This is a genomic window from Tardiphaga sp. 813_E8_N1_3, from assembly GCF_051811025.1.
Taxonomy (GTDB): domain Bacteria; phylum Pseudomonadota; class Alphaproteobacteria; order Rhizobiales; family Xanthobacteraceae; genus Tardiphaga.
In genome coordinates this window covers 25,839-47,962 of the sequence record NZ_JBPWQE010000002.1, presented here as the reverse complement: position 1 = coordinate 47,962, position 22,124 = coordinate 25,839, and the positions used below count along the sequence as shown (strand labels likewise).

Annotated in this window: 16 protein-coding genes; 6 read left to right on the top strand and 10 right to left on the bottom strand. The window is 60.1% G+C overall.

Annotated elements, in window-relative coordinates:
* The first annotated feature begins 2,286 nt into the window (after positions 1 to 2,286).
* The 4 genes from AB8A33_RS28695 (at position 2,287) to AB8A33_RS28680 (ending at position 9,070) form a co-directional block, all read left to right on the top strand.
* Complete coding sequence (locus AB8A33_RS28695) at positions 2,287 to 3,873, top strand: winged helix-turn-helix domain-containing protein (RefSeq protein WP_439096131.1); 1,587 nt, start codon at positions 2,287 to 2,289, stop codon at positions 3,871 to 3,873.
* Between the two features lie 541 nt (positions 3,874 to 4,414).
* Positions 4,415 to 6,610 carry a TonB-dependent siderophore receptor gene (locus AB8A33_RS28690; RefSeq protein WP_439096130.1) on the top strand — a complete coding sequence of 732 codons (2,196 nt, stop codon included), beginning with the start codon at positions 4,415 to 4,417 and terminating at the stop codon, positions 6,608 to 6,610.
* A gap of 76 nt (positions 6,611 to 6,686) precedes the next feature.
* Entirely contained in the window at positions 6,687 to 7,886 is a 1,200-nt protein-coding gene (locus AB8A33_RS28685; RefSeq protein ID WP_439096129.1) for a PepSY-associated TM helix domain-containing protein, read from the top strand.
* A gap of 401 nt (positions 7,887 to 8,287) precedes the next feature.
* The gene (locus tag AB8A33_RS28680) at positions 8,288 to 9,070 is read left to right on the top strand and encodes a GrlR family regulatory protein (RefSeq protein ID WP_439096128.1); all 783 of its coding nucleotides are present in this window, start codon (positions 8,288 to 8,290) and stop codon (positions 9,068 to 9,070) included.
* A 372-nt stretch (positions 9,071 to 9,442) separates the two neighbouring features.
* On the opposite strand, the gene AB8A33_RS28675 is transcribed toward AB8A33_RS28680, so the two are convergent.
* Genes AB8A33_RS28675 through AB8A33_RS28660 form a run of 4 tightly spaced genes read right to left on the bottom strand, consistent with a single transcriptional unit; the run spans position 9,443 to position 13,673 of the window.
* Positions 9,443 to 9,766, bottom strand: a complete 324-nt coding sequence (locus tag AB8A33_RS28675; protein ID WP_439096127.1) for a DUF3325 domain-containing protein — start codon at positions 9,764 to 9,766, stop codon at positions 9,443 to 9,445.
* The gene (locus AB8A33_RS28670) at positions 9,763 to 11,307 is read right to left on the bottom strand and encodes a PepSY-associated TM helix domain-containing protein (protein ID WP_439096126.1); all 1,545 of its coding nucleotides are present in this window, start codon (positions 11,305 to 11,307) and stop codon (positions 9,763 to 9,765) included. The genes AB8A33_RS28675 and AB8A33_RS28670 overlap by 4 nt, the downstream gene beginning before the upstream one ends.
* A complete protein-coding gene (locus AB8A33_RS28665; RefSeq protein ID WP_439096125.1) occupies positions 11,304 to 11,570 on the bottom strand; it encodes a DUF3649 domain-containing protein in 267 nt (88 codons plus the stop codon). The genes AB8A33_RS28670 and AB8A33_RS28665 overlap by 4 nt, the downstream gene beginning before the upstream one ends.
* Positions 11,571 to 11,618: 48 nt before the next feature.
* On the bottom strand, positions 11,619 to 13,673 hold the full coding sequence (locus AB8A33_RS28660; protein ID WP_439096124.1) for a TonB-dependent siderophore receptor: 2,055 nt from the start codon (positions 13,671 to 13,673) through the stop codon (positions 11,619 to 11,621).
* Positions 13,674 to 14,484: 811 nt separating this feature from the next.
* Between AB8A33_RS28660 and AB8A33_RS28655 the strand changes: the two genes are divergently transcribed.
* Positions 14,485 to 15,975, top strand: a complete 1,491-nt coding sequence (locus AB8A33_RS28655; protein WP_439096123.1) for an HWE histidine kinase domain-containing protein — start codon at positions 14,485 to 14,487, stop codon at positions 15,973 to 15,975.
* An 823-nt stretch (positions 15,976 to 16,798) separates the two neighbouring features.
* Here AB8A33_RS28655 and AB8A33_RS28650 read toward each other — a convergent pair.
* From AB8A33_RS28650 to AB8A33_RS28625, 6 genes are all read right to left on the bottom strand, one after another.
* Positions 16,799 to 17,191 carry a response regulator gene (locus AB8A33_RS28650; protein WP_439096122.1) on the bottom strand — a complete coding sequence of 131 codons (393 nt, stop codon included), beginning with the start codon at positions 17,189 to 17,191 and terminating at the stop codon, positions 16,799 to 16,801.
* A 193-nt stretch (positions 17,192 to 17,384) separates the two neighbouring features.
* Positions 17,385 to 18,011 (bottom strand): hypothetical protein, encoded by a 627-nt coding sequence (locus AB8A33_RS28645; RefSeq protein WP_439096121.1) that lies wholly within the window; start codon positions 18,009 to 18,011, stop codon positions 17,385 to 17,387.
* A 210-nt stretch (positions 18,012 to 18,221) separates the two neighbouring features.
* Entirely contained in the window at positions 18,222 to 18,539 is a 318-nt protein-coding gene (locus tag AB8A33_RS28640; protein WP_439096120.1) for a hypothetical protein, read from the bottom strand.
* A gap of 130 nt (positions 18,540 to 18,669) precedes the next feature.
* Entirely contained in the window at positions 18,670 to 18,933 is a 264-nt protein-coding gene (locus AB8A33_RS28635) for a ribbon-helix-helix domain-containing protein (RefSeq protein ID WP_439096119.1), read from the bottom strand.
* Positions 18,934 to 19,251: 318 nt separating this feature from the next.
* Positions 19,252 to 19,908 carry an SMC-Scp complex subunit ScpB gene (gene scpB, locus AB8A33_RS28630; protein ID WP_439096118.1) on the bottom strand — a complete coding sequence of 219 codons (657 nt, stop codon included), beginning with the start codon at positions 19,906 to 19,908 and terminating at the stop codon, positions 19,252 to 19,254.
* A gap of 1 nt (position 19,909) precedes the next feature.
* Entirely contained in the window at positions 19,910 to 20,899 is a 990-nt protein-coding gene (locus tag AB8A33_RS28625; RefSeq protein ID WP_439096117.1) for a DUF1403 family protein, read from the bottom strand.
* 74 nt (positions 20,900 to 20,973) lie between these two features.
* Between AB8A33_RS28625 and AB8A33_RS28620 the strand changes: the two genes are divergently transcribed.
* Positions 20,974 to 22,110: a site-specific integrase gene (locus AB8A33_RS28620; protein ID WP_439096116.1), complete on the top strand. Its 1,137-nt coding sequence runs from the start codon at positions 20,974 to 20,976 to the stop codon at positions 22,108 to 22,110.
* Positions 22,111 to 22,124 lie beyond the last annotated feature (14 nt).

The window sequence follows — 22,124 nt, the reverse complement described above, 5'->3', positions numbered from 1 at the left end:
GCTGCCGGAGCCGATGACCTTGCCGGAGATCACGGAGCCCGGCAGCAGCGTGAGCGTATTGCCGGGGGCGTTGAACTGGATCGCAGCGGCGCCGCCGCTGATCCTTCCGGCATTGACGATCGATGCGTTACCGACCACTGCAATTCCGTACTCCGAGCCGCTGATGCTGGCTCCGGCATTGTTGACCAGCTGCAACGCGCTGTTAGCGTAAATGCCAGCGCTTGGCGCGTTTGCACCTGAAATGTTTCCAGAATTGGTGATTGACGCGTCGACAAGAGCAAAAACGCCGAATGACCCGCCAAGAATGTTGCCGCCGGCGAGATTAACGAACGTGTTGCCGCCGCCCAGAACCTGTACCCCACCGTCGGTGCCGCTGATGGTGCCGGCGTTGGAGATCGACCAAGATCCGAGGTTCGCGACAACACCATATGTCGAGCTGGCGATGCTTGCTCCCGCGTTGTTCAGGAGTTGCGAGTTGCCACCGAGACCGACGCCCCCCATCGATCCGGAATTATCGACGGACATATCCGCGGCAACAACTGCCCCAATGTATCCGCCAGCGTGATTGACCACACCGCCACCGCCAGTCCCAGAGACGACGCCGAGTATGCGTGCACCAGCGTGATTGATCAGACTACCATTCGCAATGATGTCGTTCGTCACGGTGCCGAAATTGGTGATATCGCTTACCCCTCCAAGGTTGGCGATGCCTCCAATCGTGCCTGTGGCGGTATTGACCAGTCTGACATTCGAGCCAATGACGCCGCCGATATTTCCGGAATTATGCACATCGATATCACCTTGGACTGTCACGACGATGCCGTTGATGCTTGCTCCGGCCTGGTTGATCAGGTGCACGTTGCCTACCAAGGCGGAAACAGCGGCACTTGGATTTGAGCTCGTGATGCTTCCTGCATTGTCCAGGATGATGTTGCCACCACGTGACTGGATCCCGCCGCGGACCCCGCCGGAAATGGTACCGCCGGCGCGGTTGGCCACCGTGAGGTCGGCGAGAGCATCGACTCCCCAATCGCCCGTTCCGGTGATGCTTCCCGCATTATCGACCGAGACGGCGCCGGCAGTCGAACGGACGCCATCGAAGCCGCGGACAACGCCGCCTGCCTGATTGGTCAGGGTCACGCTGGAGGACGCGCTGATGCCAGCACCTGTGGAGCCTGTGATGCTTCCAGCGTTATCGACGGTAATAGCGCCGCCGGTCGAAACGATGCCCGATGCCCCACCGGAAATGACACCTGCCGCGTGATTGGTGAGCGTCACGTCCGTGGCCGCGATGATGGCTGTGCCGTTGGTGGCGGTGATCGAGCCAAAATTGGTCACGGCGAGAGAACCAGTCGCGGCAATGATGCCGTCTGTCCAACCCAGGACTGAAGCGCCAACGCCGTTGCGGATCACGGCATCGCCGACCCACATGCCGAACCTTGCGTTTGATTCCAGCGACGCTCCATCGCCGACATTGATCGTGATGCCCGTCTGATTGCCGGTGCCGTAGCCTGCGTCGAGGTTCTGATCGAGGGTAGCGCCCGAGCAGGTCACTGTGGTGCCCGGTGCAGGTGTCGCTGCATCGACGGCGTTAGGACTGCAGGCGGCTTGCGCCATTGTTGCCGTCGCGACCGACACACCGATCGCCAAGGTCGCGCTTGCGGCGCCCTGCATCCAACGTCCACGACCAAACTGCACGCTCGCCCCCATCAATTCTACGCCCATGGCGCATCTCAGAAGGGGAGTTCAACACCGGACCGGGACACCGCCACAACTAAAAAACGTGGTGGTGCGTCGAAAGACCATGGGTAAGTTGCTGAAAAAACACGCTTTCTAACATTTGCCAAACAATTCAGAACATTGCCGCAACATTTAACACGCCATGCGTGTGGCGAACAAAAAGCGTGAGAATGTCGATACGCGATTGAGGAAATGTCGTGCGAGACGCTGCGTCGATTCGACGTGTCGACATTGCCCCGCGCTGAAACGGGCGAGAGGAGATGCGCCTCCATGACCAATGCGTCAGTAAGCATTGTCGTCGCCTGCCCATGGCCTTAGTCGGCGCCATCGTGCGGGTGATGCTGTGGGGCCGTGCCCTCCCCTGCCTGCGAGCAGCAAAGGCTGTCCGGCAAAATCGGGCGGACGTCGTGAACCAAGTTGCGCAGGACAACCGGCCGCATCCTGCCGGTGGCAAGGTAAGGTATAAATACAAAAGCGCAGAATCCCCGGTCGCGAAACTGATGCCCGGTTTCGGTGCTAGGTCCAAAAGCGCGACTGGAGTTTGGTATGAGCAAAACGCAAAGTCTCTCCTTCGGAGAGCTGATCCTGGACGAGACCTGCCTATTCGCGCGACGAGGCAGCAAAACCATCCAATTCACCCGCAACGAGCGTGCACTGTTGCTGGCGTTGTCGCGCAACCCGCATCGGTTGATGTCGCGCAGCCTTCTGATCGAGGAGATCGCGTCCTCCGAGGCCTCCGACCGCAATATCGATTTCTTGGTCAACCGTCTGCGCGCCAAACTCGGCGACAGCGCCAAGTCGCCCCGTTACATCGCTACGCAATATGGTGAGGGCTATGTCTGGATCGCCGAACCGTCGGCAGTGCCCCCGCAGACCGGACCGATCGACGCGTATCTCGCAATCGTTCCGACCTTTGGTGAGCAGCCCGACCGCATCGACACGCGAGCGTTATCGCTGCTCGATCACTTGCGCGACGGTATCGCCGCCGGCACCTCACCCACGCAGAAAATCGTCATCGTCGATGACTGGCGCCACGTCGTCTCAAGCGGGCTGCGCTATGTATTGCAGGTAAGCTTTCAGACCGCCGACAATCGCGCCGATTGCACGGCGACACTGCGCGAGATGCCGTCGAAACATATCGTTAGGGCGTTCCGCCTCGATCTCGCGGACAGTGCATCCTATGCGTCCGAAGCAACACGGGTTTCGCGCGGCACGATCAAGGAACTGCGAAACGCGCTGACCAATGCCTCTGCGGGCCTCGGCACGCCCTCCGACCAGCCCCTCGACATCCGTCTGCGCAAGGCGTCGACTTTGCTGTCGTCGTCAAATCCGGCCTGGCTTAAGAAGGGCCAGGAGCTGAGTACAGCGCGTGCGGATAATCCCGCCGATCCCGACATAGCGCTGCAGTGGTGCCTTCATCTGTTCGCGCGCCTGGTGCTCGCCAGTCCCTTCACCGGCGTCAGCAGCGTCGAACGGGACGAGCTCGAGGGCGAAATTGAGGCTACGGTGCTGGACTGTCTACCGGCTATCGAGGGCAATCCGCTGCTGATGCTTGCTGCAGCCAAGCTGATGTATTTTGTCCATCGCGGTCATCTCGACCTCGCCGAGGATCTCGCCGAACGCGCCTTTGCACGCACAGCCGACTTCGCCGCCGCGCTGCCGGTTATGGGTCAGTTGCGGCAGGCGCGGGGCAACTTCAAGGAAGCCGTCATCCTGTTCGACCGTGGCATCGAGATGGCCGATCCGTCTTCCGATTTCCTGCTGCATATGCGTGTGCTTAAATGTATTGCGTTGTTGGCGTCTGGCGACCGCACAGCGCTCGATGCCGCCAACACCTTCGCCTACGACATCCCCTACAGCCCGCCCGCGCTCGTCGTAATGATGGGCATGACCATGACGGCCGCCGATCAGCCGCTGCCGGAGTCCGTGGCGAAGACGCTGACCGCGGAAGGTCCTGTCGGCGTGCGCAATGCACTCGAATATGTCTATTTTACTTCGGCGCGTCATCTCATCGCACGAACAGCTCGCGCGAATGTCATGCGTGGGTTGGTCGCCCATGCGATGCGTCTGCACGGCATAGCCGCGATCCCGCCCATCGTGCCGGCCGGCACCGGTCTTATTGCTGATGCGTGACCGCAGTTGCAGCTGCCTCATCTGGGGCCAACGCCATCCCGGGCATTAGGCGATCGCGCAAGGCGACTTGCACCGGTCCCCTTCCGTAAGATCGGACAGCTCCTACGTGACGGGCACATCTATCAAATAGTGGAAATCACTTTCGGGGGTGCTCGAACTAAAAAAAATGGCTGCACGAACCTGAAATTAGATGTGTTCGCATTGCGCCGCCAACAGCGGAAATTCGCTCATCGAATGTTGGAGTACCTCGAATGGCGAGATCGTCCGACGTCGCTTTGCACCAAGAGCGGCCATTCCATATTGCTCGATAGCTGACACACAGACCAGCCCACCGCGCCTCTAATTTTCGACTAATTCTAAATCCTAAGGGCTTCTATGTCGCACCTCCCGCGCTAGAACGTCGCTGGGTTGAAAGCCGCGTTCAGCGGCGAGAGAATGCGGGGCAGTTTCTGTGACTAGTTTCGGGCCGAATTTTGTACGTGCCATAGCTCTTGGCACGGCGAGCACTATTGCGTTTTCACTAGGCGCGGCACGCCCAGCCATGTCGCAGGCATCGCCGCAGCAGCTTGCACCAGTCGTCGTGCAAGAATCCACCGCCAAGCGTAAGCCGGTGACGGCCTCGCGCCGCGCTTCGACCAGCCGCAGCGCAGCGGCGCGACGCGCCACTCTTCGCAATGCGAGTGCACCGCAAGCCGCGCCGGTTGCTGCGCCAGCGCGCGAGACAGCCTGGGGACATGTCGATGGGTATATTGCGACGCGCAGCGGCTCCGGTACCAAGACCGACACACCGCTGATCGAGACGCCCCAATCGATCTCGGTGATCACCCAGGACCAGATCCAGGCACAAGCCGTGCAGAGCGCGGCACAGGCAGTCCGCTATACGCCCGGCGTGCGATCCGAAATCGGCGGCGCCGACGCGCGAACGGACGGCATCTACATTCGCGGATTTCTCGCCGACCAGTACCTCGACTCCATGCGGCTCGTGAATTTCGGCATCTTCGGCTATCCGATCGTCGAGCCGTTCAATCTCGAGCGCATCGAAGTGCTGCGCGGCCCAGCATCCATTCTCTACGGACAAGCGTCGCCGGGCGGCGTGGTCAACATGGTCAGTAAGCGGCCGACCGAAGAGCCCTATCACGAGATGTTCGTCTCCACCGGCAGCTACGGCCGTGCGCAGGCAGGTGTCGATCTAAGCGGACCGCTCGACAAGAACAAGGAGTTCCTCTACCGCCTGACTGCCTCGGGCTACGATGTCGGCAGCCAGGTCGACTACCAGGGCTATCAACGCGTCTCGATCGCGCCGTCTCTGACATGGCGCCCCGACGACCAGACAACGCTCACGATCCAGGGTACTTATCAGCGTGATCCACGCGCCGGCTTCTACAATCAGCTCCTGCCACGCGGCATTGGCACGATCACGCCCTATAATGGGCAATTCATTTCGACGAACTTCTTCTCGGGACAGCCCGGCTTTGATCATACGTCGCGCGAATATGCCTCGATCGGCTATCAGTTCGAGCACAAGTTCGATTATGGGCTGACGGTTCGCCAGAACCTGCGCTACATGGACAATTCGACCGATTTCGCGACTACGTCGCCGGATGTCAATTTGACCAATCCGACGAATCTGACGCGTGGCGCTTATGCAACGCGGGAAAAAATCACCTCGCTCGCCATTGATAATCAAGCCGAAGGCAGGTTCCGCTTCGGACCATTCGAACATACGGTTCTGTTTGGCTTCGACTATCGCAACGCGACGGATACCGCTTACAACAGCACGGGCACCGCGACGCCGATCAACGCGCTCAATCCAGTCTACGGCCCGACACCCATCCCGGTGCCGACGACTGCCACGGGCCAGAAGCTTCAGCAATACGGCTTTTATGCTCAGGACCAGATCAAGCTCGACAACTGGATCGCCTTGCTCGGTATTCGCCGCGATCAGGCCGACTCGCAAACCGACAATCTGCTCAGCGGCGTGCGTACTGCAGACAAGTCCGACACCGCCGTCAGCAAGCGCGGCGCGCTGCTTTACAAGTTCGACAACGGCGTTTCGCCCTATATTCAGTACACGGAATCGTTCCAGCCGACGGTTGGCGTCGATTTCGGTGGAAACCCGTTCACGCCTACCCGCGGCCGGCAATATGAAGCCGGTATCAAGTATCAGCCGAATGCGAAGTCGCTCTACACGATCGCTCTGTTCGACCTGACGCAGCAGAACGTGCTGACCACCGACCCGCTTCATCCGACCACGAGCCGCGTGCAAACCGGCGAAATTCGCTCGCGCGGTATCGAGCTTGAGGCCAAGACGGAAATCAATCGTGAGCTGACGGTCCTCGCGTCCTACACCTATCTGGACAATGTCGTCACCAAGACCAACAACCCCATACAGTTTGGCAGACATCCGGCCGGCATGCCGATGAATTCTGCAACGGCCTGGGCCGACTACACGTTCCACAGCGGCCCACTGGACGGCTTCGGACTTTCCGGTGGCGTAAGATATATCGGCGAAACCCCGGGCACGACGGCCAACGACTTCTATGTGCCGTCGGTGACGTTGGTCGACGCTGCGGTTCACTACGATCTGGGAGCCCTTGGCAAGCAGTTCAACGGCTTCAAGCTGCAGGTGAACGCCACCAACCTGTTCGACAAGACCTATGTCACGCTGTGTCAGGATTTCGGCTGCTATTACGGTTTGCGCCGCGAGGTGATCGCCACGCTGCGTTATCGCTGGTAATTCGGCCGACCGATCGACATCCAAGAGGCCGCGGCGCCGGCACTTGCCGAGGCCGCAGCAATTCACGGACGCCGTCATGACGCGATCAGCACTGCGAAAATGGTTCTGGATTCACAAGTGGACCAGTCTCGTCTGCACGGCATTCCTGCTGCTGATCTGCGTCACTGGGCTCCCGCTGGTGTTTCACGATGAAATCGACGATCTGCTCGACAATGCGCCGCCCTACGCATCGGTGCCGGCCGGCGCGCCTCGGGTGAGCATCGACAGCGTGGTGGATGCGAGCCGAAAGTTATATCCGGGCGAAGCCGTGCTGTTCACTTTCGTGGATGATGATGAGCCCCGGATCGTCGTCACTATGGGTCCGAGCTGGGAAGCTTTCGCCGAGAACCGTAAATCCGCCCACTGGATCCGGTTCGATGCCCATACCGGTCAGGTTCTCAAGCGGAACAGACCATTCAACGCCGATGGCATCGGCTTTAGCGAATTAATGCTGCGATTACATCGCGATCTGTTCGCTGGCTTGCCCGGCGACCTGTTCATGGGATTCATGGGTCTGCTCTTCGTCGTTGCCACCGTCTCGGGCATCGTCGTCTACGGACCCTTCATGCGGAAACTTGACTTCGGCACCGTGCGTGCCGACCGTTCCCGCCGCATCAAGTGGCTCGACCTGCATAACATGCTGGGGGTCGTAACGTTGGCCTGGTTGCTGGTTGTTGGCGTGACCGGCGTCATCAACGAATTGTCGACCCCCTTGTTCGGCCTTTGGCAACAGACAGAGGTGAAAGCGATGCTGGCACCGCTGCGCGGCACGCCAACGCCATCGACGGCGGAGATGAGTTCGCCGCAGGCTGCGTTCGACAAGGTAAATGCTGAATTGCCTGAGATGACGGGGACCAGCATCATCTTTCCGGGCTCACCTTTCGGCTCGCCCTATCACTACCTAATCTGGACCAAGGGCCGCACGGCGCTGACATCGCGTCTGTTCAGCCCAGCGCTCGTGGATGCCCGCAATGGACAATTCGACGGCGCGGTCGCAATGCCCTGGTATCTCCGCGCGCTTCAGGTCTCGCGGCCGCTGCATTTCGGCGACTATGGCGGCATGCCGCTGAAGATCATCTGGGCGCTGCTTGATCTCGTCACCATCGCTGTCCTGGGCAGCGGCCTGTATCTGTGGCTGTCGCGCAAATCCTTCACCCGCGTACCAGAAGCCGATAGCGAACTGGCGGCCAGCAACAACGCGGCACGCTCGGCCTTGACACCGGGTGCCGTCGAATGAGCCGCAACAGCGCCACCATGATCTGGCGATGGCCCATTGCACTCGCTGGACTGACCAGCTTTGGCCTCGTATCAGCATTACTCGGGGAAGGCGGGTATTGGTGGGCTTTGTCGTGGTTCGCGCTTGCGACTCCCTTGGCTGTCATCGGCAGCAGTGTGGTCCGCAGTCGTCGAAACACTTAAATTCCGCTCACGTTAAGTCTTTGCGCGCCAGCACCTGAATGGCAAAAACATGCATGCAGCTTTGCGTCAAAAGCGTCCGGCCGCATTTCTTGGCTGGGGCGTTTCTCGCAGCACGATCGCCGGTGCGGAGGCGACAAGGTATTCTTCAGCAGTGCGTTTGTCGCGAGACATGGACTATGGGATTCCAGCTAATCTCGGTCGAGGGAAACCGCGCGCAAAATGGATTATTTGGTGGCCGACCGCGCACTAGCGGGATACGACGTGCATTTGGGGGCGTTCATGTTTAGTGGATTCTATAAAAGCGAATTCAGCGTTGATGAGAAGGTGGGACGCAGTGTTACTTTTATTAAGAATGGGCTGCTTCTAGGAGGCAATTCCGTATTTTCACACGTGGGCACTTATAAAGATGCCGGCGACGAAGTCCGCATGGATCTTACAAGCAGACGTCATCTCAATGACAAAGCTCAACAGTCTCTCCTCGGAGCCGATGTTTCCTACATCAATCTGACGGGAACAGCGGAAGGTTCTGCTTACAGATTTAAAGGCTCCTCGCCCCAAATGCCCGGCGCAATCATTCGATCGCTTGTAACTCCGCTAAACGATGGTGAAATGCCGCAGCCGGGCATCGTGACTGAAGACGGCATACCAAATGGACTTTACTCAATTCACTTTGAATTACTCGATGGCCTCACGGGCGGCCTCACGGGCGTGGCGCTTTTAAGCGACGGGCAGATCCTAGGTGGTGACGCATATTTCTTTTATTTGGGCTCTTATTCTTCGTCTAATGGAAGATGGAGAGGCGAGATACTAAGCCAGGAACATACGTTATCTCATAGCCAAGGTTTTCCATTCGGAAGGCAGGAGGTCGGAATCGGGTTCAGTGGCGTATTTGGCGAGGGCGCTGCGCAGTTGTCGGCCGTCGCGTTATCAGGCAAGCAAAGTGTCCGACTGGAGGCAGAGTTAAAGTTGATCGAGCCTGCCCGAAAATATACCGAGCGTTGAACCTGAGCGTAAACCCAGGCGCTGCATAGCAAGGAGTTTTTCGCCGCTTAGAGCTGGTCTTCTGGTCTTCGAGCTAAGTCGATGACTGCTGGCGGAGGCGGCGGGACAAATTTCCGATTTGGGATCTACGAGTGCTTTGCGCCCGACGCGTGACATTCGCTGTTCGGATGTTATCGAATGGGGCGCTGACGATCACGCAAGACCTCGTCAGCGTCCGAAGCCTTGACGCGGCGTTCTTTTTTTGCAGGGCTGAACTCGTGTTCGTCTCGGGTCACCGCTTTTGCATAATGCCGGAAGGATCGGGATTCGCACGCACGATAAGCTAACCTTTAATGCCCATTTGAAAACAAGAAGACAGCGAAGATCGGCTGCCTATCTCAGTAGAGTCAGAATGACGGCAGCAGGAAGTCCAACGAGCGGAAGAAGCGCCGCGGTCGGATTTGCGGCGAGGAGACCGATCAGGGTTAGGCAGGCGATCGTCAAAATACCGAGCCACGCTGTTGTTCCAATTGGGCCGCCCCAGACTGACGCCGCCGCGAGAAAGGCCAACAACAATGTAAAACTACCAGCTATACGGAGTGTCAGAACCACTACGCTAGGAAATGGACGTCCACGCAAGCTGCGCGCATGCGATGGCATCGCGAAACAAAGCGCCGCCCAGCCAGCATAGGCTAACGCGAAAGCGAGCGCGATCATGCCGCTTCCTTATGTCGGCGACCATAATACACGGCGATGGTGGCAAACAGCGCGGCCGTCGCAAGAGCGACGAGATCGAAGCCCGCAAACACCCAATCACCGCGGGCAAGGCTGTCTGGCAGTCCGCGTCCGGTAATGATGGCATTCATCATCGGCACCGCGGCGAATGTCGCGGCCGCAACCCATAGCTGCTCGCGCCAGGCCGCGCGTTCGGTGCGAATCGCCGCGTGCAGGCCAGCGATCAGCCAAACGCCAAAAAAGGAGCCGACTTCCCAAACTGCCCGCCCGGGCGACGTCGCCGAAACCAGCCTGTTGCAGAGGAAGTAGGAGGCTATTGCAATTGATAAGCCGGTAATCGCGGTGACATTCAACGCATCGACAATCCTGTGACCGGCGGAGGCAGCGTTGCGCCGGCGCTTCACCGCCCACAGCACCAGCCCCGTCGCGATCATGGCACAGCCCACAATACCGGAAACGAAGAACATCCACCGCAGCCAGATGTCGGAAAAACGTGCGAGGTGCAGGCCATGGAAAATTCCACGGGCCTCGGCGGCACGACCGGTCGCCGGCGTCTTTGAGATCAGCGCTCCGGTGGTGCCGTCGAACAGCATCGACTGGACAGCATGCGAGATTCGCTCGCTGTCCTGCCGAACAAGACGGATGGTCGCGGCCCGGTCGCCCGGATTGTCGACCACGATTCGACCGGTGGTGCCGCCCTGCCATTCGGTCGAAGCAAGGACGAGCAGTGGCGCAATTGGCGTCAACGCTTCAGCGATGTTTACAGGCTTGCGCGGCGGCGCGTCGTCGAACATCTCGACAACAAACTTCTGCCGCCCGTCAGGATACATGGCTTCAATACCCCACGGCAGGTAAAGCGGCAGCAGCGTGATCAGACCGGTATAGGTGATCATCACATGGAACGGCAAAGCCAGCACCCCGAGCGCATTATGCGCGTCAAGCCAGGAGCGCTGCCCTTTTCGCGGCCGAAAGGTGAAAAAGTCCTTGAAGATACGCCGATGTGTGATGACTCCGCTGACGAAGGCAACCAGCATCACAATCGCCGCGGTGCAGGTCAGGTAGCGACCAAACCGTTGCGGCATGTAAAGATCGAAGTGGAAATAATACAAAAAGTCGCCGCCCGCGGTGTTGCGCGTCTTGATCGGTGTCCCGCTGACAGGATCGAGCGTCAGCCGTGTGGCGCCCGGCCCCGTTTTTGGATCGCGCAGCACCAAAGCGCTTGTCACCGGCGTTCGATCGGTCGGGAGATCAATCATCCAGCGCTTGGCGCTCAGGCTGCTCCCCTCGAGCTGCCTGAGCGCGACGTCAGCGGCGACCGCGGAGCGCGGGGGCGTGAATTGGCCAATCTCCGGGCGCATCCACAGGGAGATCTCGTCTCGGAAATAGCTGACCGTGCCGGTCGCGAAGATCGCGAAGAGCAGCCAGCCGAACAGCAGTCCGCCCCACGTATGCAATTCAGCCATCGCCGGCCGCAGCCCGCGCTCGGCTGCAGGACGCTTTGCGATGTCGGCGGTGGCGCTCATCGGACGATGTGGGATATCGCACCGAGTGCGACGCAAGGAACGAAAATGCCGAGGCAGGCGCGCGTTGCGGTGCGCGCCGCGAAGGCCCAGATGATAGCCACGACATTGACGACGAAGCCTATCATCGCCCCGGCTAGCACGGTTTCGAGCCGGACCGCCGGCAGCGCCTTGGCCAAAAATAACGCCACGACGGCGCTCAGAGCGTAACCGCCGACGAAACCGGCGAAGATGCGTGCCGTCGTCGGCAGCCAAATCAGTCTCATCGGTAGGTCACCTTTCATGCCCTGCGCGGCATCTTCCGCGCAGGCCCGTTACCAGCGATAGCTGACGGTGGCGAGGACGGTTTGCGGATCGCCATAGCGGCAGCCTGTCGCCGCGACGCAGATCGTGTAGCCGTTGTTGAACAGGTTTTTGACGTTGAAGCGTGCATGGAAGCCGTTCAGCTCTCGCGCGAAATATTTGAGATCATAGGACGCCGTAAGATCGACGACGGCATAGGCCGGCACGTCATAAGCATAGCCCGGGATGTTGGTATCGCCGATGGCACGAACGCCGCCGCCAAACTTGAACCCATGCCATCCGAGCGCGCCGAAGTCGTACAGACCCCAGACCGACACCGTGTTGTAGGGCACGCTGGCCAGGCGCTGGCCAATCAGCGCAGCCGTGTTGGATTGCGTCGTGCGTGCGTCAGTGTAGGTATAGGCCGACACGATGCTCAGTCCGCCGAACTCGGCTTTGGCCTCTAGTTCGATGCCGCGCGACTTTGCTTCACCCGATTGAACCGAGAAGGTCGGGTTGACGGGATCGGTCGTCAGCACGTTCTGCTGGGTGATCTCGAAAGCGGCCGCGCTGAAGAGCATGCGGGTGCCGATTGGCTGGTAGCGCAGGCCCACTTCATACTGCTCGCCGCGACCGGGAGCGAACGGATTCCCGAGGCGATCAGTGCCGAGAATCGGCGCGAAAGACTGGCTGAACGAAGCATAGGGCGCGATGCCGTTGTCGAAGAGATAGACTGCGCCGGCGCGCCCGGTCCAGGCCTCGTCCTGCTGGGAAGACAAGGCCCCCGTGCGAATAATCCGGGTATCGACGTCGCTGAAATCCTTACGGCCGCCGAGCAGCAGAACGAACTTGTCGTAGATTTTGATCTGGTCCTGCACATAGATGCCGACCTGATTGCTCAGCGAATTAGTGCCGTTGTTCACCGTCCGGTTCACCGTGACTGGCGTGCCATAGACCGGATTGAAGATGTCGACGCTGGAAGCCGTCCCCGCGTATCGATCCGAATTCAGAACGCTGCGATAATAGTCAACGCCGGCAATGACGGTGTGTGCCGTCGGACCAGCGACGAATTTGAATTCAGCCGATGTGTCGACGGCAAAGCCGTTACCGTGTTCGACGCGGCTGCTCACCGATCGAGATGCTGTACGACCGTTGGCGCCGATGTTGCCGAGCAGGAGGTAGTCCCAGTCGGTGACCGCATCGTAGAGTCGCAGGTTTTGGCGCACCTTCACGGCGTTGTTGAACGAATGTTCAAACTGATAGCCAACCGCCCCGGCCTTGGTTTCGAAGCGATCGAAGCTCGGCTCGCCTAGAAAATTCTGGCGCGGGATCGTACCAACGCTGGTAGGCAGTACAGTGCCGACATAGGGAAGCGGCGTCGGGAAGCGGGTTTTGGACTCCTGGTAATAGCCATATACGTTCAATGACGTGTTGGCGTCTGGACGCCATGTAACCGATGGCGCGGCATAAAGCTTGTCGTCAGGAATGTAGTTCGTCGGCGTGTCGGATTTACGCACCAAACCGGTGAAGCGATAGAGCAGCGAACCGTCATCGGCGAGCTTTCCACCGACATCCGCCGAGATTTCTTTGCGCTGATAGTCGCCTACTGTTGCATTCACCTCGCCGAACGGAACGTCGGTCGGCTTCTTGCTGATCGCATTGACGAAGCCGCCGGGGCCGAGCTGGCCGAACAGGATCGACGACGCTCCTTTCACGACTTCGAGCCGCTCGAGGCCGAATGGTTCAGTGGTGGAATCATAGACGCCCGACGTTAATTTCAAGCCGTCGCGCAGCAGGCCGGAATTGCCCGCCGCGACGTCAAAGCCGCGGATGCCGATATTGTCGCTGACGCGGGTGAACGATGTCGCCTGCACGCTAACGCCGGGCACGTAGTTCAGGACTTCACCGAGTGTCTGCCCCCCCTGGTCGCGGATTTGTTCGCGGGACACGACGGAAACGGTCTGCGGCGTTTCGAGAATGGGCGTATCGGTTTTGGTGGACGATGCGCTGCGCGAGGCCACATAGCCGTTCACCGGGCCATTCGCCCGCTCCACGAAGGTCGGCGCGGCGGCGGCGACAGGTTGCACGTGCGTCTGAGGGCGACGCGCACTTCGGATGGCGCGGGATTGACGTGCGGTGCGGTTTGACGCCGCCGCTGGCGCGCGGCGCTGAGCCTGCGGTGCGTCCACCGTAACGGGCGGTAGATTGCTCTGGGCAATGGCGGTGCCAGCATCAACGGATAAAGCAAGCAGGCTAACACCGCCGAGGCATGCAGCCCGCGCAGCGGATTTTGTCCAAACGTTCACGATCGAGACCCCCATTAGAGAGCAGTCCACGCTCCCCTATAGTTGGGCTCTACACGCGCGTAGGCGAATACACACGCCGGATAGCTTTAGAACTAATATAATCTACCACATTGCTAGGCCGCTGTTGCAAAACAGACATATCTCAATGGTTGCGGCATTTAAAAGAATATCGCTGCGGTATCGGTGCCGCCGTCGTTCTCGATCGATCATGGCTTTGCGCCAATAGCCAACGCTCGCTCATCGCATGTTATGGAAGGCCGAACTTTGCGGCTTGCGCAATCGCGGCACCAGCGCGCACTGAGCCATTCAGTGCGCGCCTATGTGCGGGGGCCACGAGACACGTAACGCGCGCCGAATGGGCCCATCATAGCGATCCGAATAGGAGACCAGCGACCTTCCGAAGGACTTGGCGGACGAAAGGAAGTGTCAGCGCCACGGAAGAGGTCGCCTCAGGCCAAAGCGGCCAAAGTCGATGAGGTGGAGTCACCGTTGAAACCAGCTTTAGCCATTCCCTACTTGGGTGAACGCGCCTAAAATGGTGAGGGATTTCTGTGTTCCGCTGAATTGGAAAAGCGTCAAAGGGGATATGGCCGTGAGTGGCTCGGTGTCTGTCGAACCTTTCCCGTTCGGCGGCGGTGAAAACGGCGCTCTTATTCGTGCGCTTGATTGGTCCGACACCGTTTTGGGACCAATCTCCGAGTGGCCCGAAAGCTTGAAGACCACGGTCAGCGTATTGCTGCGCTCCCCGGTTCCCATTGTGCTCCTGTGGGGACCGGACGGCATCATGATTTACAATGACGCCTATTCTATTTTTGCCGGAGGACGCCATCCCCTCCTGTTCGGGTCAAAGGTCCGCGACGGTTGGCCCGAGGTGGCCGACTTCAACGACAACGTGATGAAGGTCGGCTTGAGCGGGGGTACGCTGTCATACCGCAACCAAGAGCTTACCCTTCATCGTTCAGGCGTCCCTGAGCAGGTCTGGATGAACCTCGATTACAGCCCAGTGTTGGGCGAGGATGGTCGTTCGAAAGGCGTACTCGCCATCGTCGTGGAAACAACGCAGCAGGTTTTGGCAGAGCGAGCTTTAGGTATCGCGGAGGAGCGACTACGACAAGCTCTGAACGCTTCTGGGATGGTAGGTACGTTCGCTTGGCATGTACAGTCCGACACCTTCTATTCCGACGCGCGATTTGCTGAGATGTTCTCAGTCGATCCGGCCAAAGGGGATAAGGGTGCCCCGTTGTCGGAGTATCTAGCTGGCATTCATCCCGAGGATGTTCGGCGGATCGCCGATGCCGTGAATCACACTGTCCTCACCCAGGAAAAGTATGTTCAGGAATACCGGCTTCTTCAGAAAGACGGGAGTATCCGCTGGGTCGAGATGCGCGGTGAGTGCCTGTGCGGCAATAATGGTAAGCCCGATCGCTTCGTTGGCGTAGTGATCGACGTAACCAATCAGAAAAACGCACAAGAGCGTCAACGGTTGCTCGCTCGCGAAGCGGATCACCGAGTAAAGAATATTTTCGCCAATTTCCACTCAATGATTAGTCTGAGTGCTAGGAGTGCCGGAAGCCCAAAGGAGATGGCTCAAGCTCTTCGTGGCCGATTGGACGCGCTGTTGCGAGCCAAGGATCTTGTCCGTCCAGGTATCATGGGTACTGAGCACGAGAGCGAGCAGACAACGATGGACGCGCTGGTGCGCACAGTGTTGCAACCCTATGACGATGGCTCGCCTGACCGCATCGTCATAAGCGGATCCAACGTGCCAGTAGGAGCAAAGGCCGTGACGGGCCTTGCTTTAGTGTTGCACGAGACGGCGACGAATGCGGTCAAGTACGGGGCCCTGTCTCGGCCGGATGGTTCGATCCATGTCACATGGAACGCGAGCGGTGACTACTTCAGTCTGGACTGGGACGAAACTGGCGGTCCCGAAATTAATATAAAACCGCAGACGCGCGGCTTTGGTAGCACTCTCATCGACCGCAGCGTGACCGGAGAACTGGGAGGCCGGATCGAGCATGATTGGTTGAGAACCGGCCTAAGGCTAAAGCTGAGTATTCCGCTGGAACGGCTGTTAATTTGAACGTGCATAGCCGATCGCCGTCTGATCGAAGGTCCGCCTTGCACTCGAAGCTGCCCCAGCAGGTTATCGGTGTCGTCGATCCTCGATAGCACCCTTTTCTCGCAGATCGGCTCTTATCTTGCGTACGCTGGGCAGTTGAATACCCAAATCGTACGCCTTCCTTTTTACTGACGTAATGGGCCGGCCGAGCGCTGCTGCAGCACGTAGAGCAGACGCGCCGCTGCCGACTAGGGCCTTCAGCCTGGCAACGTCTTCCGTGTCCCATGGCTTCGCAAGCAGGCGCCTGGTCACGGCTATTTCTCCAGCGGTCGAAGCTCACCCTTCAACCAGCCTGCGGCTTGGATCGCGGGATCTGGCTCAACGGCTGTATTGATGAAGCTGCACTTCGGGCATTCGTAGGAATGCACAACGAAGCCCTTTTCCGGGAGGGAGCATCTGATCCAGTGAGTGGCGGCTCCGCAATTTGGACAGGGCGGAGTTCGGGTGCGCGGCATGGCAGCACGTCATTAATTACAATATCCGCCCCAAATAATATTCTTCAAAATAGTTGCTATCAAGGGAAAGTCGAGCTCGCTCAGATCGAGGGAACGCGCTCAATTCTGTTTTGGAACGGCGAACGCGGAACAACTTTAGAGCGAAGCGCGGCCCCTAACATTTTGCAGACGCACATCGGTTCACCATTAACGGTCGTGCATCTGCATGTGTCGCCGTATGCAAATTGCTCAGCCTGTCGATGTCGCGATCGGCGATAGCTGCTTCAATCCGATCGCTATAGGTCATGAAAATATCGGTTGCAAACATCGTAAATCTAAGGAGAAGCGTATCAAGAAGGGTTTTGGCCGCCAACGTTGAGAAGTTGCGCTACCGCTGTCAAAAGCTGTGCAGGCGCAAAGGGTTTGGTCAGAAGCACGCTGTTCGGCACGCCTTGGGAGCTCCATTCCGCGGCGCTATCGCCGGTCATATACACGACCGCCAGTTCAGGTTCGACCGATCTAGCATGCCTGGCCACATCCCACCCTGATAGCGTGCCGCGACCCAATTTTATGTCAGTCACAAGTGCGCGATATTTTGATCCGGAACTGTCGAGTAGCCTGACAGCTTCTTCGCCGGTGTCAGCCAGGGTGACTTTGAATCCGCCGTCATCCAACGTCTCTTCGACTATGTTTCGGATCAGCTCTTCGTCTTCAACGAGCAATATTACTGGAAGGTCGTCCACTGATGCGCCCCGTTGACTGTCGGAAGCGACGGTCGCGCTACAATTGACGGGGAGCCGGAAAGTTCCAATAAACCTTCGATGCTTAAGCCGCCCTAATGGAAAGATTGGTCTGATTGACGCGAGTTGAGCAAAAGCGAGTGGGATGGCGACAAAACCGGTCGCATTGCGATACGGTAAACTGCCCAGCGATTACTTAAACTCGCGCGTCATTGTTTTCTTTGATTTCACTACGGCAACGCTCTGCCTCGCGATAGTAGTCAGCCCGAGTAACAGAGTCTTGTGTTTCTCGAGCAAGCGCCGTTAGACGCTGCATCTCTTGCACCGGTGTTTCGCGAATTTTGATTTTCATGTTTACCTCGTCACGGCGCGTCGGCGGGTTGACGTACGGAAAGTCACCAATTGACGATAAGTTCCCCGCAGCGGCGCCGAGCTTGACCGGGCCAAGCGGGGTTGCGCCGGAGATGGCTTGGCCGGCGGATAGGTTTTTGGCCAGAAGCTGGCTATCTCGTTTCCTATGCCTTTGATCGGCAGCCAAAGTTGGCGTCGCGGATCTCCAGTACAGCAAACAGCTCTTCAGAAGCTGACCTGATCTGCGCTGAACCGCGGATGCGGTTGGCGTTGGTGGAAAGTTCTCCGTCAACGTGGAGGCCGAGCCGGATATATTCGCTGAGGCGGGCGCTGATGCCGGCGGCGATTGATCTAACGGATGTTGTTTACGATGCGACCGATCAGGGTATTGCGGCTGCTGACTGACCCCGTCAGGGGTCTGCAGTCCGTGATGCAAATTATGTGCAGGCCGGGCACTCATCACCCAGGCCATCAAGTACTCGCTCAACAGCGGCCTTTCGTTCCCTCTTATTCTTGCCTGAGAACTTACGGTGCTCTGCAAGCGACATAGCGTAGTCGACGGCATGATGGCTGTGGCGTAGGCGCATATAACCGTGCTCGTGGCATGGAGCGATCGCATGGGCTTCCATCAGTAGGTCTGCGGCCCACATTTCGAGGGTGCTCTCTGTCTTCTTGGACATGGTCAAGCCTTCTTGCTTCGCTTCGGCTTTGGAGCGGGCGGCGTCGGCGTAGATCGAAATACGACATCACCGATCACGTGTCGCTCAGCCGTTTCGATACTGTCGGCAGTGAATAGATGGGTATCTCGCCAGTTTCGGCCCATGGGGTCTGCTGTTGTGGCGATGGCCCGAGCATCGTCCTCAGTGTCTGCAGATACAATCGCGATCTGCCTGCTCTTCTCGAGCAGATTAAGTGCAGGCGTGAGCTTCCACTGCCGGTTGGTCTCTGGAACAGGATCAGGCAGTACGCCGATCCCGGTGATAGGTTCGTCATCGGACATAACGGACAAACGACGGCCACCGCGCCATGTTCCCGCGTGTGACGGATAGGTGGCTCACTCGTGCCGGTTGCGGTGAACTATGCAACGCGGTCTCGATGGGCCTTACATCTTCGCGGATGACCTTCTGGAGCTACCGCCTGAGTTCGTTGACAACGCCGGCCGGCGGATTAGACGGTGGAATCTGATCGCGATAATGCGCGAGCACTTGAAGCCGAATAGCGGACGACAGATTTCCCTGATTTCTTTTGCGGTCGATCTCGCTCACTAGGTCGGACATTGTGATGCTGCGGGCATCCGCGATCTCTCTGATGCCGCTCCAGAACGCCTCTTCCAGGCTGACGCTTGTCTTGTGACCGCCGACGACGATTGACCTTTTGGCTACCGGAGACTTCATTTGACCGCTCCCTGGCTTTTCCCACTCAACGGTAGGTGGGTTAAGAAGCTAACCCGATAGCAAATTGGCTTTCAACAACTCCTTCGTCTGCATGGGGACGCACCACATGTGTTCGCGGAGAAGCGCAGCCTAGCGACGGTGATGTATTCCGGCGCTCCCCATTGTTTCCTGGCATTTCTCAGGATGTGGCGTGCAGCGCAAAAGCCCATTTCTGAACGGTCTGACCGCGGCGATCCCGAGCGTCACTTGCCGCAGGACTGCGAGTCTGGGTCAGCAGCAAGATAAAACCGAAATCAGTCTGGCTCCGAACGAGCAGCACTAATGCTCGTCTTGGTCGTTGCCATAGATCACTTCACCCACGTCCGTCGCGAACAGCCTGTCCTTACTCAGCAGGCCGGCGTCCTCAAGCGCCTCGATGTCGGGCAGATCGCGTAGCGTATCGAAGCCGAACTGCGCCAGGAACGCCTTGGTCGTCACATAGGTGTAGGGCGCGCCGGGCTGCGGTGCCCGCGGGCCGGACCCGATCAAGTCTAGCCTGCGCAGATGCCCGATAACGTCGCGGCTGATCTCCTTGCCGAAGAACCGGCCGAGCTCGGCGCGGGTGATCGGCTGGAAATATCCCACGCACAGGAGCACCTGCATCTCGCTCGCCGACAGCGCGCTGCCCGGCTCCCCTGCCCCGGTCGCGGTGCGGATCGCATCGGCGAACTGTTTGCGGGTGCGGTGCTGCCAGCCGCCGGCGACGGCAACGAGCTCATAGGGCCGGTCGCGCAGCTCGGCCTGGATGTCGTCGATGATCAGATCGAGATTGCAGTCGGGGCCGACGACCTTCGCCAGCATGGCGCGGGTGACCGGCTCGGGTGATGCAAAGATCACGGCTTCGACCCGGCCCATCCATTCGCGCCAGCGCAGCGCGCTCGGCAGATCCGCCAGCGTGGTGTCCAGCGTGACTTTGGCTTTTGGTCGGCGTCCCATCCTACAGCCCGTAGAGGCGGAAGGTCGGCCGCCCGGTCAGTTCGCGGACCACGCCGAGCGATACCAGACGTTCGAACAGCCGGCGGCTGGAGCGATCGCTGGCGGTCTGCCCTCCCCGCGCCGGTTGTGCGTCTTCGCTGAGCAGGGTCGCCACCATGGTGTCGGCATCCCTGCTGCGCAGTTTCGGCGCCGCGGCGAGCAAGCGATCGGCGCGGTGTCCGAGCTCGGCATAGCGGTCCCATGCGGCCGCGGCGGCGCGCGCATAAGCCAGGCTGCAGGTCTGCATCCAGCCTTGCTCATCGCCGTTCGTTGCCGCCCGGCGCAGACCGTTGCCGGTGAGATGCGCCGCCAGCAGCGGCACCGGCGCCGGCCAGCTGAGGTGATGGGCGAGCACGGCATCGGCCAGCCACAGCGCCAGCGGCCAGCAGTCGGGTCGCAGCCGCAGGCTCATCGCCGCCGTTGCTGCGGCGGCGTGCACCGGATTGCCGCCGCCGATGCACTGCGCAAGCGCACATGCGATCGCCTCCTGCAGCGCTTCGTCGTCGCGGAAAGCCAGCAGCGCCGGCAGCATGGTCGGCCAAGTATCCTTCAGCGTGAGCGCCTTGCTGGTCCCGAGGCGGCGCCAGGCCCCGAGCAGTCGGCCGGCGGGGCCCGGATCATCGCTGTTTTGGCGCAGATACCAGTGATCACGCAGTATCGCTTCGTCGTCGCTGCGGCCGCCCTGCCCGGCCAGCCTGACTGCGCATGTGAGCGCGAGGCGCTGACGCCACAACGCGCCAAGCAGATGCTCGTCGCGCGCGATCGGGTGCAGCGCCGCCAGCGCTGCGCCAGCCACAAATGGCGCATCGTCGGCGCCGCCCGGGACATCGCGCAGCCGCGCCCAGCCCGGCATCGGCGGGAAGCGGCGGGGCGGTGCGGGAATCATGCGGGCGCGGGAAGACATGTTGCAGGGTAAGTCGCGGCGGCGCTTTGCGCCATTAAATCTGCCCAAACCGCCCCAGGTTATGGTTAATAAAAACGAACGATAATGTTGCCTTATCGTTCGTTTTACCAATACTCGCCGCTATGAGTCCTGCCGCCCCCTCCAGCGCCGAATCCGAGACCCAGGACGGCGCCGCTCTGCCTGCCGGCGCGGTCGCCGCCGGCGATCGTGCGGTCGCAGAGGTCGCGGGTGACGGCCGCACCCTGCCCGCCCCGGCCAGTGATCCCGGGATGCCACCGCAGCTCGCCCGGCTGGCCGACCGCGCCCGCGACTATGTCGATGCCGCAAGCTCCGCCAATACCCGCCGCGCCTATGCCGCCGACTGGAAGCATTTTGCCGCCTGGTGCCGGCGCCATAACCTCGAGGTGCTGCCGCCCTCCCCGCAGACCGTCGGGCTTTACGTCACCGCCTGCGTCTCGGGCGCGGCGGCCGCCGACGGCCTGCCGAATTCTGTCGCCACCATCGAGCGCCGGCTGTCGGCGCTGAGCTGGCATTATGCGCAGCGCGGCACGGCGTTGGACCGCGCGGACCGTCATATCGCCACCGTTATGGCCGGGATCCGCAACACCCATGGCGCCCCGGCCCGGCAGAAAGACGCCGTGCTGCCCGAGGACGTCATCGCCATGCTGGAGACGCTAGGGCGCGGCACTCTGCGCGGGATGCGCGACCGTGCCATGCTGCTGCTCGGTTTTGCCGGCGGGCTGCGCCGCTCGGAGATCGTCGGCCTCGACCTGCACCGGGACGACACCGAAGACGGCCGCGGCTGGGTCGAGATCCTCGACAAGGGCATGCTCGTCACTCTGCGCGGCAAGACCGGCTGGCGCGAGATCGAGATCGGCCGCGGCTCGTCGGATGTCACCTGCCCGGTCACGGCGCTGCAGACCTGGTTGAACCTTGCCCGCATCGGCCACGGGCCGCTGTTCCGCCGGGTCACCGGGCAGGGAAGGGAGGTCGGGCCGGATCGGCTGCACGACCAGGAGGTCGCCCGGCTGGTCAAACGAGCCGCGCTCGCCGCCGGCGTTCGCGCCGATCTCAGCGAAGGCGACCGGCATGGCAAGTTCGCGGGTCATTCGCTGCGGGCCGGCCTCGCCACCTCCGCCGAGGTCGATGAGCGCTATGTCCAGAAGCAGCTCGGCCACGCCAGCGCCGAACAGACCCGGAAGTACCAGCGGCGCCGAGATCGCTTCCGGGTCAATCTGACCAAAGCGGCAGGGCTGTAGTCAGAGCTGGGCCG

Excerpts from the sequence above, each read along its gene's own strand:
- AB8A33_RS28695 (WP_439096131.1), top strand. The coding sequence starts at position 2,287 with ATGAGCAAAACGCAAAGTCTCTCCTTCGGAGAGCTGATCCTGGACGAG.
- AB8A33_RS28690 (WP_439096130.1), top strand. The coding sequence starts at position 4,415 with ATGTCGCAGGCATCGCCGCAGCAGCTTGCACCAGTCGTCGTGCAAGAA.
- AB8A33_RS28685 (WP_439096129.1), top strand. The coding sequence starts at position 6,687 with ATGACGCGATCAGCACTGCGAAAATGGTTCTGGATTCACAAGTGGACC.
- AB8A33_RS28680 (WP_439096128.1), top strand. The coding sequence starts at position 8,288 with ATGGATTATTTGGTGGCCGACCGCGCACTAGCGGGATACGACGTGCAT.
- AB8A33_RS28675 (WP_439096127.1), bottom strand. The coding sequence starts at position 9,766 with ATGATCGCGCTCGCTTTCGCGTTAGCCTATGCTGGCTGGGCGGCGCTT.
- AB8A33_RS28670 (WP_439096126.1), bottom strand. The coding sequence starts at position 11,307 with ATGAGCGCCACCGCCGACATCGCAAAGCGTCCTGCAGCCGAGCGCGGG.
- AB8A33_RS28665 (WP_439096125.1), bottom strand. The coding sequence starts at position 11,570 with ATGAGACTGATTTGGCTGCCGACGACGGCACGCATCTTCGCCGGTTTC.
- AB8A33_RS28645 (WP_439096121.1), bottom strand. The coding sequence starts at position 18,011 with ATGGCCTGGGTGATGAGTGCCCGGCCTGCACATAATTTGCATCACGGA.
- AB8A33_RS28640 (WP_439096120.1), bottom strand. The coding sequence starts at position 18,539 with ATGTCCGATGACGAACCTATCACCGGGATCGGCGTACTGCCTGATCCT.
- AB8A33_RS28635 (WP_439096119.1), bottom strand. The coding sequence starts at position 18,933 with ATGAAGTCTCCGGTAGCCAAAAGGTCAATCGTCGTCGGCGGTCACAAG.
- scpB (WP_439096118.1), bottom strand. The coding sequence starts at position 19,908 with ATGGGACGCCGACCAAAAGCCAAAGTCACGCTGGACACCACGCTGGCG.
- AB8A33_RS28620 (WP_439096116.1), top strand. The coding sequence starts at position 20,974 with ATGAGTCCTGCCGCCCCCTCCAGCGCCGAATCCGAGACCCAGGACGGC.